At 33.2% G+C, this 17,894-nt stretch carries 12 protein-coding genes and 1 riboswitch; of the genes, 3 read left to right on the top strand and 9 right to left on the bottom strand.

Annotated elements, in window-relative coordinates; all coding sequences use genetic code 11:
• Positions 1-22: 22 nt before the first annotated feature.
• A riboswitch (purine riboswitch) is annotated at positions 23-126 on the bottom strand.
• Between the two features lie 174 nt (positions 127-300).
• Together CN601_RS07480 and CN601_RS07475 are read right to left on the bottom strand one after the other, a co-directional pair.
• The gene (locus CN601_RS07480; RefSeq protein ID WP_098170660.1) at positions 301-1,266 is read right to left on the bottom strand and encodes an NAD(P)H-dependent glycerol-3-phosphate dehydrogenase; all 966 of its coding nucleotides are present in this window, start codon (positions 1,264-1,266) and stop codon (positions 301-303) included.
• A gap of 602 nt (positions 1,267-1,868) precedes the next feature.
• A complete protein-coding gene (locus tag CN601_RS07475) occupies positions 1,869-2,852 on the bottom strand; it encodes a ketoacyl-ACP synthase III (protein ID WP_098170659.1) in 984 nt (327 codons plus the stop codon).
• Positions 2,853-3,083: 231 nt separating this feature from the next.
• Here CN601_RS07475 and CN601_RS07470 point away from each other — a divergent pair, with 231 nt between their 5' ends.
• Positions 3,084-3,593, top strand: a complete 510-nt coding sequence (locus tag CN601_RS07470) for a hypothetical protein (RefSeq protein WP_098170658.1) — start codon at positions 3,084-3,086, stop codon at positions 3,591-3,593.
• A gap of 339 nt (positions 3,594-3,932) precedes the next feature.
• On the opposite strand, the gene CN601_RS07465 is transcribed toward CN601_RS07470, so the two are convergent.
• On the bottom strand, positions 3,933-4,388 hold the full coding sequence (locus tag CN601_RS07465; protein ID WP_098170657.1) for a GNAT family N-acetyltransferase: 456 nt from the start codon (positions 4,386-4,388) through the stop codon (positions 3,933-3,935).
• Between the two features lie 155 nt (positions 4,389-4,543).
• Between CN601_RS07465 and CN601_RS07460 the strand changes: the two genes are divergently transcribed.
• Positions 4,544-5,650 (top strand): GerAB/ArcD/ProY family transporter, encoded by a 1,107-nt coding sequence (locus CN601_RS07460; protein WP_098170656.1) that lies wholly within the window; start codon positions 4,544-4,546, stop codon positions 5,648-5,650.
• A gap of 122 nt (positions 5,651-5,772) precedes the next feature.
• On the opposite strand, the gene CN601_RS27870 is transcribed toward CN601_RS07460, so the two are convergent.
• The 6 genes from CN601_RS27870 to CN601_RS07430 all read right to left on the bottom strand — a co-directional run bounded on the left by CN601_RS27870 (position 5,773) and on the right by CN601_RS07430 (position 13,817).
• The gene (locus tag CN601_RS27870; RefSeq protein WP_098170655.1) at positions 5,773-9,279 is read right to left on the bottom strand and encodes a S8 family serine peptidase; all 3,507 of its coding nucleotides are present in this window, start codon (positions 9,277-9,279) and stop codon (positions 5,773-5,775) included.
• 554 nt (positions 9,280-9,833) lie between these two features.
• Positions 9,834-10,553: a nucleotidyltransferase domain-containing protein gene (locus CN601_RS07450; RefSeq protein ID WP_098170654.1), complete on the bottom strand. Its 720-nt coding sequence runs from the start codon at positions 10,551-10,553 to the stop codon at positions 9,834-9,836.
• 48 nt (positions 10,554-10,601) lie between these two features.
• Positions 10,602-11,093, bottom strand: coding sequence for a quercetin 2,3-dioxygenase (locus CN601_RS07445; protein ID WP_098170653.1), 492 nt, complete (start codon positions 11,091-11,093; stop codon positions 10,602-10,604).
• Between the two features lie 517 nt (positions 11,094-11,610).
• Positions 11,611-12,195: an ATP-dependent Clp endopeptidase proteolytic subunit ClpP gene (gene clpP / locus CN601_RS07440; protein WP_098119505.1), complete on the bottom strand. Its 585-nt coding sequence runs from the start codon at positions 12,193-12,195 to the stop codon at positions 11,611-11,613.
• A 30-nt stretch (positions 12,196-12,225) separates the two neighbouring features.
• Entirely contained in the window at positions 12,226-12,945 is a 720-nt protein-coding gene (locus CN601_RS07435; protein ID WP_098170652.1) for a sigma factor-like helix-turn-helix DNA-binding protein, read from the bottom strand.
• Positions 12,946-13,196: 251 nt separating this feature from the next.
• Positions 13,197-13,817, bottom strand: a complete 621-nt coding sequence (locus CN601_RS07430; RefSeq protein ID WP_098170651.1) for a DUF6944 family repetitive protein — start codon at positions 13,815-13,817, stop codon at positions 13,197-13,199.
• A 478-nt stretch (positions 13,818-14,295) separates the two neighbouring features.
• Between CN601_RS07430 and CN601_RS27865 the strand changes: the two genes are divergently transcribed.
• Positions 14,296-17,805 (top strand): S8 family serine peptidase, encoded by a 3,510-nt coding sequence (locus CN601_RS27865; protein WP_098170650.1) that lies wholly within the window; start codon positions 14,296-14,298, stop codon positions 17,803-17,805.
• Positions 17,806-17,894: the final 89 nt, after the last annotated feature.

Raw genomic sequence — 17,894 nt, 5'->3', positions numbered from 1 at the left:
TTATCGGCTACATAAAATGATTACCAATATTACTTTAACTCGTAGTCCAGTTCTTCCATTGGGAACCAGGTAGAGACGCTCAGACCATATTACTGAGCATATACGAGTAATGTTTTATGAATGATTACAATGCTAATATATCAAATCAGAAATATATTTTCAATATAAAATATGAACTTTTAAAACTTTTTTTTATAAATCGTTCGTATTTTAGTGGATACAGAAGGAGAAAACAGAAAAAAAGTTAAATAAATAACGTTTTTAAACAATCTCTTAAAATCTACGAAATAAAGTTTCACTTTATTGGAATTCGAATTTTAATGGTCTTAAAAATAATTCTTCTAAAGTTTCTTTAGCGTTTTTATGTTCAAAAATTATATCAAACAATGCGTTACAGATTGGCAGTTCAACATCATACTGATTAGAAAGCTGCTTTAGTGCCTTAATTGTAGAAACCCCTTCCGCTAATTTATCAAACGGTTTTCCTTCGACAAATGCTTGCCCAAATTTTCTATTATGACTGTGCATTGAAAATAATGTTGCTTCATAATCTCCTAAATGACTTAAGCCGTAAATTGTTAAATCATTTCCTCCCATTGCTCTTATTAAACGTGATATCTCTCTAGTCCCTCTTGCCATCAAAGAACCCTTTAAACTACTATAATTCAATCCATCAAGCATTCCTGCTGCTATTCCCATGGCATTTTTAGTTGCTGCTCCAACTTCATTACCAATTAGATCTTGCCCGTAATAAAATCTTATTAACTCACTGTTAAATGCTTTAGTAATCTGTTTTGTTACTTCTATATTTTCAGAGCCAATAACCATACAATTTGGTATATTCCTTACAAAGTCTTGTACGTGTCCAGGTCCTACCCAAACGGCTACATCACAGCTTTTCCCTACTTCTTCACTAAAGACTTTTGTCAGTCTTTTTCCTGTAGCAGATTCTAAACCCTTCATACAAAGTATAAAAGTTTTTCCTTGTATTCCATTGTTTTGACTTAAACGCTTTGCAAATGTTCTTAGCTCTTGGGCACTAATCGAAATAATAATGATATCTCCAAATGATATTGCATCTTCCAATGAACTCGTTAACTCAATTTCGTCCGGTAAGCTTAAATAATCATTTTTTCTTGTCTGTTTTAAGCCTATATAATTACTAGAGTTTTCTCTTCCCCATATAACAACTTCGTGACCAGTACGATTAGCATACCAAGCTAAAAAACTTCCCCAACGTCCGCAGCCTAAGACAGATACATTCATACATTCTCTTCCTTCCAAAACTTAATAAAGAGTAACAAGATGCTCGAGTTAGATTTTTTCTGTTTTGGTCTTTTTTCTTACTCATGAACCTTCTATGAGTAACACTTTTGCTCTTTTTTGCACTTTTACTTACTCATGAACTCCTAATGAGTAACACTTTTGCTCTTTTTGGCTCTTTTACTTACTCATGAACCCTCTATGAGTAACATTTTTTCTGTTTTTTGCTCTTTTACTTACTCATGAACTCCTCATGAGTAACACTTTTGCTCTTTTTGGCTCTTTTACTTACTCATGAACCCTCTATGAGTAACACTTTTGCTCTTTTTTGCCCTTTTACTTACTCATGAACCCTCTATGAGTAACACTTTTGCTCTTTTTTGCGCTTTTACTTACTCATGAACCCTCTATGAGTAACACTTTTGCTCTATTTGGCCCTTTTGCTTACTCATGAACCCTCTATGAGTAACATATTTTCTCTTTTTGGCTCTTTTTCTTACTCATGAACCCTCTATGAGTAACACTTTTTCTCTATTTGGCCCTTTTGCTTACTCATGAACCCTCTATGAATATGAAATTTTCATCTTATTATTAAAAATCCTATTTTATATAGTCCAATTAATTAACAATCCAGCGTGTGTTAATCCACCACCAAAACCATATAATAAAACCTTATCCCCATTTTTAAGCTTTCCATCATTCACTCCTTTAGTTAAAGATAAAGGAATTGTTGCTGATGATGTATTTCCGCAATCTACTAAACTATGCAATGTTTTTTCAATTGGGAAATCACTTCTTTCGCAGATTGATTCAATCATTCTTAGATTGGCACTATGCGGGACAAACCAATCAACTTCATTTATTAAAGTCGAACCGTTATTAAGTACAGCCTGCATGCCCTTAGGTACAGTTGTAACAGCCCATTTATATACCTCGCGTCCATTTTGAACAATATAATTGTTGTTCATAATATCCTCACCGAACATTTGGTTCGATAAATTTGAGCAATATAAGTGTTTACCTTTTTCACCTTCTGAACCTAAATATGAAGAAATAAAACTAGGTTGCTCTTCATCGTACTCTACTAGGGCTGCACCGGCACCATCTCCAAATAAAATGCAAGTAGTGCGATCTTCGAAATCCGTTATTTTTGATAAAGTCTCTGCACCAACAACTAAGATTTTTTTATTTAATCCAGATGTTATTAATCCATTTGCCATATACAACCCATAAGTAAATCCCGCGCAAGCAGCGTTTAAATCGATTGCCCCAGCATTTTTTATCCCTAGCTTTGCCTGAACGATTGAAGCAACACTTGGCGTTTTAAAATCTGGTGTTAATGTACAAACGATAATCATATCAACATCTTCAACTGACTTATTGTATTTTTCCATTAAGTTTTTTACTGCCATAAAGCTTAAATCACTTGTATGCTCATCTTCTTTTGTCATTCTTCTCTCTTTAATTCCAGTACGTTTTACAATCCACTCATCATTTGTTTCTACTATTTTTTCTAAGTCCTTATTTGTTACTATTTTTTCTGGTACATAAGATCCAATTGCTGTGATACGTGCTTGCGATTTGTGCATTAATGTCACCTCATTCAAATTTATTTATAGCTTACCAAGATTATAACACCAGATATTAATACTAGGTACTAATTTTATTTAAAAATTTTTTATTCTTAAGGCTCTGTTAAATTAGAGTGTTGATTATCTTATGTAACGAATGGTAGGTTAGTCGAATAAGGTTAAATGGTAAAAAAAGGTAATTTTATTTTTTTGTCGAATATGAATGTAAAGTATAGGAGGCTAGATACAATGAAATATATACAAAGAGTTTCTGTAATTATTTTGATTATAATATTATTATGTGGGTGTCAGTCAAAGTCTGGTGATGTTCAAATGAAGACAAAAATTTTAGAAATTCCAAATACAAGTGAATATGTAATCTTAAGGGTTCAAGGTGTTGATAAAGGGGTAGCCTCTGAAGCAACAACAATGACTATAAAGAATAATAAAAAAATTGAAGAGTTTATCGAAAAAGTAAACAAAATGGAAGTGGTTCAACCTTCAAAAGATGAATTAATGGAGAAATCCAAAGAGTTAAATAATAAAGGGTATTACTTCTTTATATTGTCGGATAAGGAATCAATGGACAACAAAGTATATATAATGAATTTTTTTAAAGATGGAAGGATAATTTTTCAGAAGCCTAATGGAAAGAAAGTAAGTTCAAATGGCAAAGGGCAAGATATGATGTATTGGTCAAAAGAAAAACATCCTGAATTACTTACTGAGTTAAAAAATCTATTAAATATAAAGTTTTAAAGCTGTTTGATTACATTCCAAAAAGAGTTGAAAATTTAAGTTTTATGCAACTAACGCTTGCATTATTTACATAAGAACACAAGTCGTAAATGTGGCTTTAAAAGACAAAAATTAAGGATGGACTCCTTAGTTTCAATATCATTAATTTTGTTCAACTAACTAATACTTTAGTTACATAAGAGTTCCTAAGGATGTCTAATTAGACATCCTTTTTTTAGCTCAAAAATCAACGTTTAAATTTAACTGAACCATTTTTAAAAAGACAGCACTAACTAATAGTACTGAGATGATTAATTTAGGCAAAAAAAAATTGCTTTCAACAGCAACTTTTTCAAAAGCTTACAATTCCAATGTCATAAAAACACTATTCGGATCCTCTTTATAATCAGCAAATGGACTACAATATTTAAAACCAGTTAATTCATATAATTTTTTAGCTGGATTAAATGCTTCCATAGAACCTGTTTCCAAACTTAGTCTCTTATACCCTCTATTCTTCGCCTCGGTGATAATATGTTGGAGCATTCTTCTTGCTACACCTTTTCTTAAATGTGCAGAAGATGTTCTCATTGATTTAACTTCTCCATGCAAAGAATCGAGTTCTTTTAATGCACCACAACCAACTAATTTATCTTGATCCCAGACACTCCAAAACGTAATTTCTGGCTTCTTTAATCCTTCAAGGTTTAGTGCATGAATGCTTTCTGCTGGAGAGTGTTGGGTCATCCCTTGAAGATGTTCATTAATTAGTCCAGCAATTTCATGTCCTTTTAAATCATCTACTTTAATTTCCACGTAAATCCCCCCTTGTCATTAATATTATACTAAATTGTCAGTCTACTTCATTTTTTTAATCGATAAAAATGAAGAAGTTGGATTTTCATAAAATAGAATTTTATGGAAAAAATAAAAAAACTACGAATTAATTAAGGGTAAAAGAAGGAATTTAAATGAATCGTAAATTAAGTATAACTGGGTTTCAATTTTTTTGTATGATTTTTATATTTGGAGTAGGTGCTTCACCACCAGTTGAAATATATATGAAGGCTAAGCAGGATGGATGGATTAGTTTATTAATAGGACTTTTTTTAGCTTGTTTACTATTCGCTGTGTATATTAAGTTATACTCTTTATTTCCAGACCTACTATTTACAAAATATATTCAAATTATTTTAGGTAAATATGTTGGAAAAATACTAGCATTAATTTATATATTATATTTTATTTATATTGCTGCACGTGATTTACGCGATTTCGAAGATTTACTTAAAATTACCTTATATAATGCTTCTTCACTACTTTCACTCGGAATAGTTATGATGTTATTAATCATGTATGCAATGTCTAAAGGACTTGAAACATTCGCACGGGCAAATGAATTTATCTTTATAATGATTATGTTTCTTGTTATTATTTTTATTGGCTTTGAAATCATTTCTAAATTAATTAAGCTAGATAATTTAAGACCTGTATTAGAAAATGGATGGAAACCAATTTGGAAATCTGCTTTTCCAATTTCAATGACTATTCCATTTGGAGAAGTACTTACGTTTACGATGATTATGCCGCATTTAAACAAGAAGGATACTGCAATAAAAGTAGGAATCCCAGCATTATTATTTTCAGGTTGCATATTAACTTTATTTGCAGTCTTAAATACTGCAATATTAGGACCAGCAGTTATTGAAAGAACAACCTATCCACTTCTAACAGCTGTTAGTTATATTAATATTGCTGACTTCGTGCAAAGATTAGATACTTTTATCGTTGTCATTGCAGTTTGTAATGCCTTTGTAAAAATTACAATCTATTTTTATTGCGCAGTATCTGGGGCCGCAGATTTATTTAATATAAAGAAAAGTGATCAGCTAGTCTATCCATTTGGAATTATTACTGTCATTTGTTCATTATGGATAGCGACTAGTATTCTTGAACAGCATGATGAGGGAATCCATTTAGTACCATATTTACTTCACATCCCACTTCAAATCGTTATTCCAGTTAGTTTATTATTCATTCTACTATTACAAGGGAAATTAAAAAGTAAAAAGACTTAAATAATAAATAAAATTATTCCACACTATTTTGCACACTATTTTGCACATTATTAGGTAATATAAAAAGGCTCCGGTTTTCACCAGAGCCTTTTTGTTTTATTTTATACTTTGCAAATTTGATATTATTGTGTAACTGTTATAGTTTTAGGTGTTGTTGTAACTTTAAAACCATCTTTCGTAACAACATCTACTGTAACCGTATATGTGCCACTTGGAAGATCTTTTTCTGGTGCCCATTGTGTGCTAAAAGTATGCTCATTTTCGAATGTAGATGAATCTACGAGGTTCCCTTTAGCATCTTTAATATTAATCGTCCAGTCTACTCTGCTATATCCATATAGAGAAATTCTTGCAGGCTTAGATGCACTTACACCAGTAGATGGAGAAATACCCCAAGTTACCATCGCCATACTTTGCTTATTATAACTTTGGTCTCCCCATGTTGTCCAAGCCATGTTTCCTGCATAATCATTATATCTGAATACCATACCTTTTGGTTCTGTATTAACCGTTAGTTTCGTTACGCCAGGTTGTAGCTCATAAAATGTTCCGTTTACATAAATATCAGCAAAGTTAAAGTCAGTTGCATTATCTGTCGCATTAAATGTAATATCATATTTACCGTTGTTTGGTGTTACCTTAATATCGGAAATTTTTGGTGCAACTGAATCCACGATCATTGGCATTTTAACAGTTTGTGGTTTAGCATTTGGATAAGCTAATGTTGTTTTAATTACGTAATAGTAAGTACCGTCTGGAACAATATTCCCTGATGCGTCTTTCATATCCCATTGATATAAATTATATCCATAGTCTTGATTAAACATCATGTTTTTATTAAATCTCCATGGTTGTCCCGTTCCAGTGTATTCACTATAATCACCTAGATATCTAAGTTGTTTTCCTTTTGAATTTTCAATCGATACTTCTGCTTTATCTAAATTACGTAAAACAGCCATTGAACCATAGATTCCTTTATCAATGTAGTTTGGAGAAAAAGCAATATGGTTTAAATCAAAGTTTAAGCCGTTGAATCCTAATGGTGTACTTTCTGAACTATCATTCCAAAGAGCAGTATAACCTGCAAATGCATCTTTATCCCATGCTGGAGCATCGATATTTCTTGGTGCATCCCATTTCCCATTAAAGCCCATATAAGGAATTGATAATGGTACCGCTTTTGTTGGATCCTTTGGAACAAGTCGGACAAAACCTTCAACAAACGCGTTATCTCTTAACGTTCTAGGCAGACGAATTTCTACATTTAAATTCTTCTCTTGTCCTGGTTTAATTTTAAATGAAGTACCATCTGTACTAGATACCTTTTCCCCATTTACATAAACTGAAGCACCTTCAATTTGTTTACTACTTAATGTTAAATAATCTTTTGAATCTAGCGTTCCATCACCATCTAGGTCAAATTTCTTCGTTTGAGTACCATCTGTTAATAAGTCTACATTAACTGTATACTCATATTCTTGTTTTGGATTCTTTGCTTCAAGAGACTGTACGTTTAAGTTAAAGATCGCTCTGTCATTTTTAATTTCTTTTAATGCTACTGCGCCAGCTTGCTCAAGTGGAGTATCTTTTCTTGTTACGATAACTGGCGTATTAATTGCATTTTGAATTTGCATTAAGCCAGATCCTTGAACGCGTGGAGAATAAGGAACTTGACTATTTGTTCTAGGATCCATAATGATTTTAGATGTATTCATTAATGCAACTTTAGCTTTTAAAACAGTATCTTCTGAATGCTGTAATCCTTTTTCATAAAGCGATTGTAATACTAAAGCTGATCCACCTGCAACGTGAGGTGTCGCCATTGATGTACCACTCATCACTTCATAGCTATTTCCTGGTATCGTTGAATAAATATTTCCACCTGGTGCAGAAATTTCAGGTTTGAAGTCTAATGTTGGTGTTGTACCCATTGATGAAAAATAAGACATCGTGCCTTTATCAGGGTTATCTACCCAGTAATCGCCTACATTTTTCATACTTAAATATTGACCAACAGGCATCTTGCTCATTTTATCTAGTAAGGCATCACCAATTGCTTTACTAGTTTCTGCAGTTGGTGTTGCAGTTGGTGTTACTGGCTGTGATGCATAATCTGGCATATTTGCTGGAGGAATCATAATAATAGCCTTTGCTCCTGCTTCCTTAGCAGTAAACTGAATAGATGAAACAGTACTATATGAATTTAAAAGTTTAACAACTGCAATATAGTTCGTTTTACCTTTTGGATAATTAGCAGCTGTTTTCCCTTCACCTACGTTTACTAAATCATAGCTAGTATTTGGTAATAAGTTTTTAGATACTTCAAAATTATATGTTGGCCCATATTGAGAATGATCTTTGAATGGTACTGTTAAACTACCATCAGAAATTGCATTCATATGGATTTTAGTATTTTCATATGACGCAACTGATATAGCGTACGGGCTTACCCCTGGTGAACCAACTGTTCCAATATCTGGATCTTCCGCATACGGCTGTAGTGTTGAAGGAACAAGTAAAGCCCTCGAACTATAAGAAGAATTTCCAGCTGCTACAACTACTAATGTACCCTGTTCAGTTGCCATACGAATTGCCTTTTGAATCGGATCATAATTTTCATCTACATAGCCTGCATCAGAGCCTAAACTCATATTAATAACGTCTGCACCCATAGTAACCGCGTGCTCAATTCCTGCGATAATATCGTCTTCCATAGCCCCGCCGCCATTATCAGAAAATACTTTTTCTGCTAAAAGCTGTACTCCAGGTGCAATACCAGCAACTCCACCATTTGCGTCGTCGCCATTTGCTCCAATTGTTCCTGAAACGTGAGTACCATGTGGACTACCCTTCGCTCCAGGTATAACATCCGTATCATTGTCTGCCCAGTCATATCCAGAAGGTACTTTATCTGAATACCAAGTTTCGTTTACAGAAGTTGTATCAGCAAACTTTTCAAATTTATCTTTTGTCCATTTTTCTTTCGCTTTAGCCTCATCTGGTAGTGTCATGTCTTTATGCTTCCAATCAATACCGGAATCTACAACACCTACTAATAGGCCTTCGCCTTTATAACCATATTGCTCCCAAACCTTTTGAGCCTGTACTAATTCTTTACTTGCTGCCATCGTTTCGTGGAATGTTCTAGCAACCTCTACATGTGTAACACCTGGTAGTGACTCGACATCTTTCAAATTCTTAAATTTTGTCTCAACACTGAATCCGTTAAATCCTTCAAAATAACGGTGTTTAAGCTTAAACGTTTCATTAGATTTAGTCGTTTTTAATTTTGAAATTTTATCGATTACTTTATCTTGTTTTTCTTTAAATAATGTTCTTTTATTTTGTTTTGTTACTTCACTATCACTTGGTTGATCAACTTCTACAATTAAATGAACAAGATCATCTGGTTTATGGTTGCCTAATTGCTCATTCTTTTTAGCAGCATCATAAATCGAATCTTTTTGAGCTGGCTCAGCTCTCTTAACTAACATTGGTTTAACTTGTTCGTCCGATGAAGAAAATGTAATATTGTTTTTTTCAGCAAAAGCTGTAAAAGATGTGAAAAGTAATGATGTTAATGCCGCAGTAGACAAAACTTTAAACGCTTTCAATTTCCCGTTTTTCATTAACAACTCTCCTAAATATAATCTAGTATTTATTTAAATCCACTTTGCTTCCAAAGAGATTAATAGTTAAATATAATGAATTTACTATTCACCTATTTCGTGGCCATTTATAAATACAGTTAAATTTTACATCCCAAATAATTGAACGTATATTGGGGGAATTCCCATCAATTGTTCTACAGCATTTTTCATCAAATAGTACTTAGATTTGTCAAATAAACTTGATAAATATGCTTTTTATTGGAAGATTATTAGTTTTTTTGTCGATTTTTTTATTTTTGATAGAAATAATTAAACTGAAAATTGGGAAAAATTTAACGAAATCACCGATAAATTAATTTAATTTTATCCAAGTTTGACGAAAAAACAGGATAAAACACCCATAAAAAACGACAAATACTATCGAAAAATCTATTCAATTGATCAAATGTATATACGAAAATGGTTCATATTTTTATAAATTTATAAAAGGTTATTTTCAAATAAAAAAGACGTATGCACTGATCTAACTCAGTTCATACGTCTTAATCAAAATTACCTTAAATATATATTTTTTACAATTTACCTAATGAAAAACCTTCAAATAACTGGCCACCAAAAGGACCCAATACGCCATTAACTATATCAATAATACGATTTTTGTTCCCAGTCGTGTAAAATAAATCAAAAGCTTCTATAAACCTACTCGCAAAATCTTCGTCATATTGCTTTAATGCCCGTACAATCCACTTTGAAGATCCAATCCATTTTCGATTTGTTCTTAATACGAATTCACTTACTAATTCAGCTAGTGTATTTGCAATAAATAATTCTTCACCTCTATTAGAAGAACCTATAAAGTCATTTAATGCATCTGTAATAAAATACCGCTTTAGTTTTATCGTTTCTTCTGACCATTTTTCTGGTCCCTTCTTTAAAAGATCATTTGCTTCTTTCTTAATATCTTTCATTATACCTTCGTCTTTTAATACAATTCCCTCTGATACCATTCTTGGCAATGAAGGTCTCGCTCTTTCATAGTCACTTTCAAAATAAGCTTTATAGGACGATAAATTATGAACAAAAACTTCAATATCCCAACCAAATTCAATTAGTGACTCTCTATATGATGACTGTAGATTTTGATCGAAAATAACAATATCAAGATCTGATGTTTCCGTTGCCCCACCTCTAACTACACTCCCAGCTAATAATGCACCTTTACAGTTTGGAAAATGTTTATTAATAAATTGATGTGCTGCTTCAATTGGATTTAGTTTATTTGTAGATTCCATCCTTTGCTCCTCTTCTTTACTTCTTTCCCTACTAATATACGATTCAATTTATAAACCCGGATAAGAAATTTTATACTTTTTTGACACCTCAATCAACTTCTGAATTTTTTCATTTGAAGGTGGACCTTCAGGCTTTATGAATCCTTTTTGAAACGGTACAGATAATTCTTTTACAAATTCATCAAATCCAGATGGATATGCAGTTACAATGAATTTCGTTTCTTCTGAGAGCACCTTAAATGTATGAGGAATCCTTCGCGGGGCAAATACATAGTCTCCAGCTTTTGCAGAAATTTTCTGATCACCTATGAAAAAAGCAATCTCTCCTTCTAATACATAAAACGTTTCATCTTCTAATTCATGAATGTGAAGAGGTGGTCCGCCATCTTTTTTCCCATTACAATGAAGGACGCAAAATGCCCTGTTTGTATCCTCTCCGCTAACTAATATGGAAGTAAAATCATTTAAAAAGAAGTAGGTATTGTCTTCTGTGATTTTACGATGCATGAAACCTGCAATACTTTTTTGTTCAAAAGTCATTTTTTCAATCTCCTTTTGAATAGTTTAAAAGTCTTTAGGTATATCACTGTAAACATATATTCTATAAGTCTCATAATTTATTCGTATTTATTTAAAATGGATCTATGTATTCCATCATGTTAAACTGTTTCGCCACTACATCTCCTATTTGTGCATAAATAGGTGACTTTTGTTCATAAACCAGCGAGTTTTGTGCATAAACTGGTGGATTTCGTTCATAAACCACAGACTTTTGTTCATAAAGGCCTTTCCACGCTGAATTATGATAGCAATTCAATGAAAAACATGGGAATTATGTCAGTCGTTGATTACGGTCTGTTGTATGTTCTAGCCTATTACTGTCTTTTGACATAAAAATTCCTCTACATGCTGCTATTTTGGCTGGCGAACAAAAAATAGTTTAGGAAATTTTTTAATACCACGCTGTAAGCTTTTTGTAACCCTAGACCTAGCCTAGAATTTTCGTTTCCACAATAAAAAAAGGCTAGCACGGCTAACCTTTTCCTTTAGTAAAATTTTAATTTTTAGGGTAGAGAATCTCATCAATGATTCCATATTCTTTCGCTTCTTCTGCACTCATAAAATAGTCTCGATCTGTGTCTTTTGAAACTTTTTCAACAGATTGCCCTGTTCGGTCGGCAATTATTTGATTAATATGTTCGCGTAATTTTAATATTCTGCGAGCAGAGATTTCAATTTCTGTTGCCTGGCCTTTTGCCCCTCCTAATGGCTGGTGGATCATGATTTCGCTATTTGGAAGTGCAGAACGCTTACCCTTTGTTCCAGCTAGTAAAAGCATTGCGCCAAAGGACGCTGCCATTCCTGTACAAATTGTTCTAACATCGGGCTTAATAAATTGCATTGTATCGTATATAGCAAAGCCCGCTGAAGTCGACCCACCAGGGCTATTTATATAAAGTGAAATTTCTTTATCTGGTGCATCTGCTGCCAAAAATAATAATTGTGCAACTACACTGTTTGCAACATGGTCATTGATCTCGTCACCTATAATAATAATTCGATCCTTTAACAAACGGGAATAAATATCGTATGAACGTTCACCACGATTAGATTGTTCAATTACATAAGGAATTGTCGTCATTTAAAAATCCTCCTTAAAAGCGTTAATTGGCTATGCCGCCATGCAGAGAGTGCTTGAAGGAGATTTAGTTTTAGATACGCCGAAATTACAGAATAGCATTTTAGGTCCTTCAGTTATACTATCAATGGAAGGAATAGCTTGAATAAGGTTAGAAGGATCTTGAACTTCTAACGCTATATTAAAAAGGTCCTCAAGCTCTTTTCTTTCTTCTTCATTCCAATATTGTTCAACTGAATAGAATTCTTCTTCGCTATTCGTCTTATCTAGACGCTTTTTTGCTCGATGATGACTAGATTTGATCGCTATTTCTGTTGTGCCAATTATTTCTGCAATTTCTTTGAATTTGTATTGAAAAGCTTCTTTAAGAAAAAAGATAACTGCTTGTTTTGGAGTAAAATACTTTAGTAAGTGCTCCACACAGTTGATTTTATGATCAACTGAATGATGATCTGCAATATGGGAAAGGTCAAAGTCAGGACAAACTGTTTCTTCATTTCTTTTTCGTAAAGTATCAATCCAAAGATTGTAAGCTATTTTATTTAATAAAGCTGAGCTTAATTTTTCAACACTATAGTATTTTACTGCTTTAAAAAAGGCTTCCTGAGCAATATCGTCGCCATCCCATTCATTTTGAGATAAAAAATGACAATAGCGTTGCAGCTTCGGATAATACTCCTTCCAATAAAATTCATCTGACCTCTGTTCCTGATTTCCCTGTTCAATACTATGCAGTCTAAGCTTACTAGTCATATGTGTTCACTCCTTTATTAACACTCTCTACCTTATAAACGTAAAAGAAGTTTAAAAAGTTACGGGGTCAAAAAGTTTTTTTATTTAATTTATGTAATAGTAATCAAAACTCTTCTATATTTATCTTTATTTTTTACTTTAAAGCATTTTAACATAATTAAGGTCATTTTTAATAATGTAAAAAAGCGTGAGACTATTATCTCCGCTTTTGGCAATTTTTTCACGCAGGACTTAGTTGCTTACTTATTAGTTTAATTAGCTTCTGTTCCTTCTTTTATTGCTCCAATCACTGAAATAACAGAACCAATCGCTTGGATCCAGCTACCTGTTGCAACCAATAATTCGGAATCAGATTGGTCATCACTACTCTCAAGATGATCATCATAAAAATAACCAAATTTTTTTTGTTTATTTTCATTCTCTCTTATACTTCCTAATGCCTCTGACCACCCTATTGCCTGCATTGTATTGCCTACAATTTGTGTTATGCCTCCTACAATGTTTTCTGACTGACCAGGAAATGGTGTGAGTTCAACCGCTTCTCCAACATTAACTCCTAACCCTAAAGCCTGTAACAAATTACCTACAACGAATAATTTATAAGAAGATTCTTTTCGAAGGTCCAAAATAAGTCCTGAAAAAACAACAACATTTCCACTTGCTGTAATTTCTTTTCCAACTGCTCTAAGTATGGTGCCATCTGCATCTGCATCGATTCCATTTCCAGTAGCCTGTAATACATTTCCAATTAGAGTTAAGTCATCACGCACACTAGTATTTAAATAATTGGTAGGCGTAGAACCAATTGCAGCTGTTATTGTTCCAATGGATACTATCACAGATCCAACTATTGCTTTTGATTCGCCTCCCATTTTAACCACCAATCTGCTATAAGAAGCCTTTATAGTAGTTGTATGAATGATAGCCTAATAATGTGCCTAAAGTTCTTTTAAATAAACCTATATTATTCGTTAATGCTTTTTCTTAAAAAACTCTAAAATTTCCTTTTAATTCCTTTAAAAATAATTAGTTTTATCTAAATTTCCCCAAACTATGAACCTATAAAATAATCATTATTCATCAATATCTAACAAAATTCATTAAAAAGTTCACTTAAATTGACATATTGAAATAGAACATTGTCTTATTTTGTCTATTAATTTCAAGTTAAAATAGTTAAAATATTCCTAATTTCCCCAATTTACTAAAAAATATACGGGTTATATAGTAAATATTGTAATGATTTAGTTACTTTAATAAGAGTTAGTTTTTCGTAACTAGCAATCTCTTATTAAGGCGTTAAAGAATCATAGTTCTTACATAATTTTAATAATGAATAGGAGAGTTTTAATGAAAATCAGTAAAATGAGTGCGTTTAAAGTAATGACTACGGCTGCTATATCTTCATTAATTTTTTCATCTTATACTTCTCTCGCTTACGGCAAAGAATCGACACCCCTATCTAAACATCTAGCCGTTCAAAAGCCACAATTACTTACTACGGCCCAAAAAGGGAAAGAAAATCTATATAATAATGCTAAAAATGCAGCAAAGGATTACAAGCCAACTGACAAAGTACGTTTTATCGTAGAAGTTGCAGAGCCATCTTCTTCTACTGTTTCTCAAACTCAAAAGAGAGCATTATTTAAAGAAAAGCAAGACAAAGTATTGGATGTAATCCAAAAGAATAATAAAGCTAAATCAATTTCTCCAAAGTTAAAACAGCGCTTTTATGAAGGATTCAACGGATTCAGCGTTGAGACAGAGTATCAAAACTTGAATGAGATTAAGAAAGCTCCAGGTGTAATTGGCGTACATATTGCAAGAACATACCACGAAACGATGGCAGCTAGTAAAGAATTAGTACAAGCTCAAAAAGTGTGGAATCAAAACGGTTATCAAGGTGAAGGATTACTTGTGGCGGTAGTTGATTCTGGTATCGACTACACACATAAAGACATGACAATTACAGAAAAAGGTAAACAAAAAGAAAAATTAACGAAAAGTGGCATTCAAAGTAAATTAGATGCTACAGCTGTAGGTGATGTTTGGTATACGGATAAAGTTCCTACTGGATATGACTGGGCTGACCATGATACTGATGTTATTCCTAGAGGTGATGGTAGTCCGCACGGTACACATGTTTCAGGTATCATTGGTGCAAATGGTGACGAATCAAAAGATGGAGTTCAAGGTATAGCTCCTGGTACACAGTTATTAGCTGAAAAGGTATTCTCGGATAATGATACAGGTGCCTATGAGGACGATATTATCGCTGGTATTGAACATGCTGTTACGATGGGTGCAGATGTAATCAATATGAGTTTAGGTGTAGACGCAGGAACAGTAAGTGAAGATGATGATCCTATTCAAAAAGCAATTCGTGTTGCAACAGAACAAGGTACACTAGTTGTCGTGGCAGCAGGTAATTCGGCATATAGTTCTGAGTTTCCATTACCGTACCCTTCTGCACAACAACCATATGCAGAAGATCCTGATATTGGGACAGTAGGTGCACCAGGTGTTAGTCCTTTTGCTTTATCGGTCGCATCCTATGAAAATACGCAAATGCATTTAAATACACTGGCAGATGCAAACGGTTTTAAACTACCTTTCCAAGACCAAACAATGTTTGCTCCAAGTGTGAATTTTAAGCTTTCTAAAAACTTAACATTAGATCAAGAGTATGAAATGGTATATGCAGGTGAAGGTTCAAAACCAACTGATTTTACTAATAAGAACGTAGAAGGAAAAATCGTTGTTGTAAAAATGAATAATCAATATACTTCTTATTCTTTTGCTCAGTTTAATGCGGCAAAATATAAAGCAAAAGCAGTTATCGTAGTTCCACCTGATGTATTAAATGACTATCCATACTTAGGCTTTAGTCAATATTCAATACCAGCCGCAACAACAGGTAAAGCTGTCGGACAGGAGCTAATTAACAAACTAACAAGTGGACAAATCGTAAAAATGAAATTAGCTGGCGGCACGTGGATTGATAATGTTAATAAAAACAAAATGTCTAGTTTTTCATCATATGGCACGCCATCGACATTAGATTTTAAACCTGAAATTTCTGCTCCTGGTGGAAATATTTATTCGACAGTACCTGGAAATGATTATGAAGTAATGAGCGGTACATCGATGGCAACTCCTCATGTTGTAGGTGGTTCAGCATTGGTGTTACAGTCTCTTTATGAAAAAGGACTACAACATTCAGAAGATACAGCATTAAAAGCTAAAATTGCGTTAATGAATACATCTAAAGTCGTTATGGATCCAAGAACAAATAGTGAAGTTCCTTATTCACCTCGTGTTCAAGGTTCTGGATTAATGCAAATTCAAAATGCGATTAATACGCCTGTTATTGTAACAAGAAAAGATACTCCACTTGAGCAAGCTAGCGCAGTAGCATTAAAAGAAATTAAAAATGATCGTGCGACTTTTAAATTAAACGTACAATCACTTGAAGCAAAGAATCCAAAACAAGAATATGAGTATACAGTTAATGTAGACTTATTAACAGATGCAACTGAAACGAAGCAATTTGACTTAGATGGTGATGGCACATTAGATTCAAAAGATTATTTAACTTTAAGTAGCAAACAAATTGAAGGTGCTTCAATCTATGTAAATGATGAAAAGATATCTAGCACAGATGGTACTACATTTAAAATTAAACCGGGACAAGAGAAGAACTTAAATGTAGAAATTCGTTTGCCAAGAACATTAAGAAAAAATGCATTTGTTGAAGGATTTGTACGTCTTGTACCAAAGGACTCAATGAAAGCTGTACCATTATCAATTCCATACATGGGCTTCAATGGAAGCTGGGATGAACCAAGAAACATTGATGCTCCAGCTTGGGATAAAGATGCATTTTTAGGCTATACGGCACTTTGGGATGAATATTCTGGCAGTGCACCAAAAGGTTTTGATGCAAAGACTGGAACATTTAATTTAAACAAAATTGCAATTTCACCGAACTACTATTTACATGGTATATATGCAGGATTCACAGCATTACGTAATTTACAGAAAACTGAGATGTTTATTGAAAACTCAAAAGGCAAAATGGTGAATTACTTAGGAGACTTTAGTGAGTATACAGGAACACCATGGAAATTTAGAAAAAATATTATGTCTTACGGAGATTATGGCTACTCAGATAGCTATTATTGGAATATGACAGATCAATCTGGAAATCTTGTACCTGATGGAACTTACCAATATGTCATCAGAACAACTCTAGATTATCCAGGTGCAAAGCCACAGGAAGTAAAAATGCCAGTAAAAGTAGATTCTGTTTTACCTAGTGTTACAGATATTAAAGTAACGCCAACGAATGGGAAATACGAGATTTCTTGGAAGGGCACTGATAATGTAAATGGAAGTGGCTATGTTGCTTCATCTGTCTGGGTTAACGGTACTAACTATACACCGGGCTCAGCACAAACATTATTAGTAAACTCAGAACCGAAAAGTATTGTTGTAGTTGGTGCTGACAATGCATTTAATCATTCATACACAGTATGGGGAGATCCAAGTCCAAAATATATGAGCGAATGGATGGTTCTTTCAAACGGTAGTGTTTATCCTTCTACTAATATAAATAAAGATAGACTTGCAGGAATTAATTACTTTGCTCAAAACAGAAGCGACTGGACATTCAATGTAAAAGATGCAACTGGTAATATTGTTGATACTATTTCATTTAAAAACGAAAAAGAGATTCATACAAAATGGGTACCGAAATCTGATCTTCCAAATGGCACGTACTACATCTCAGCTGATGTTGTTTCGAAGGACGGATTTAAAGTTTCATCTACACCTATAAAAGTTACTGTACTTCAATAAAATCTAAAAAAGCTATCATTCCTATTTAATAGAATGATAGCTTTTTTGACTATTAAAAAAAATCGGTAACGACATATTGCCGTCACCGA

It is taken from the genome of Bacillus sp. AFS017336 (assembly GCF_002555445.1).
Classification (GTDB): Bacteria; Bacillota; Bacilli; order Bacillales; family Bacillaceae_G; genus Gottfriedia.
The sequence above is the reverse complement of the archived record's forward strand: the minus strand, read 5'-3'. Positions and strand labels throughout refer to the sequence as shown.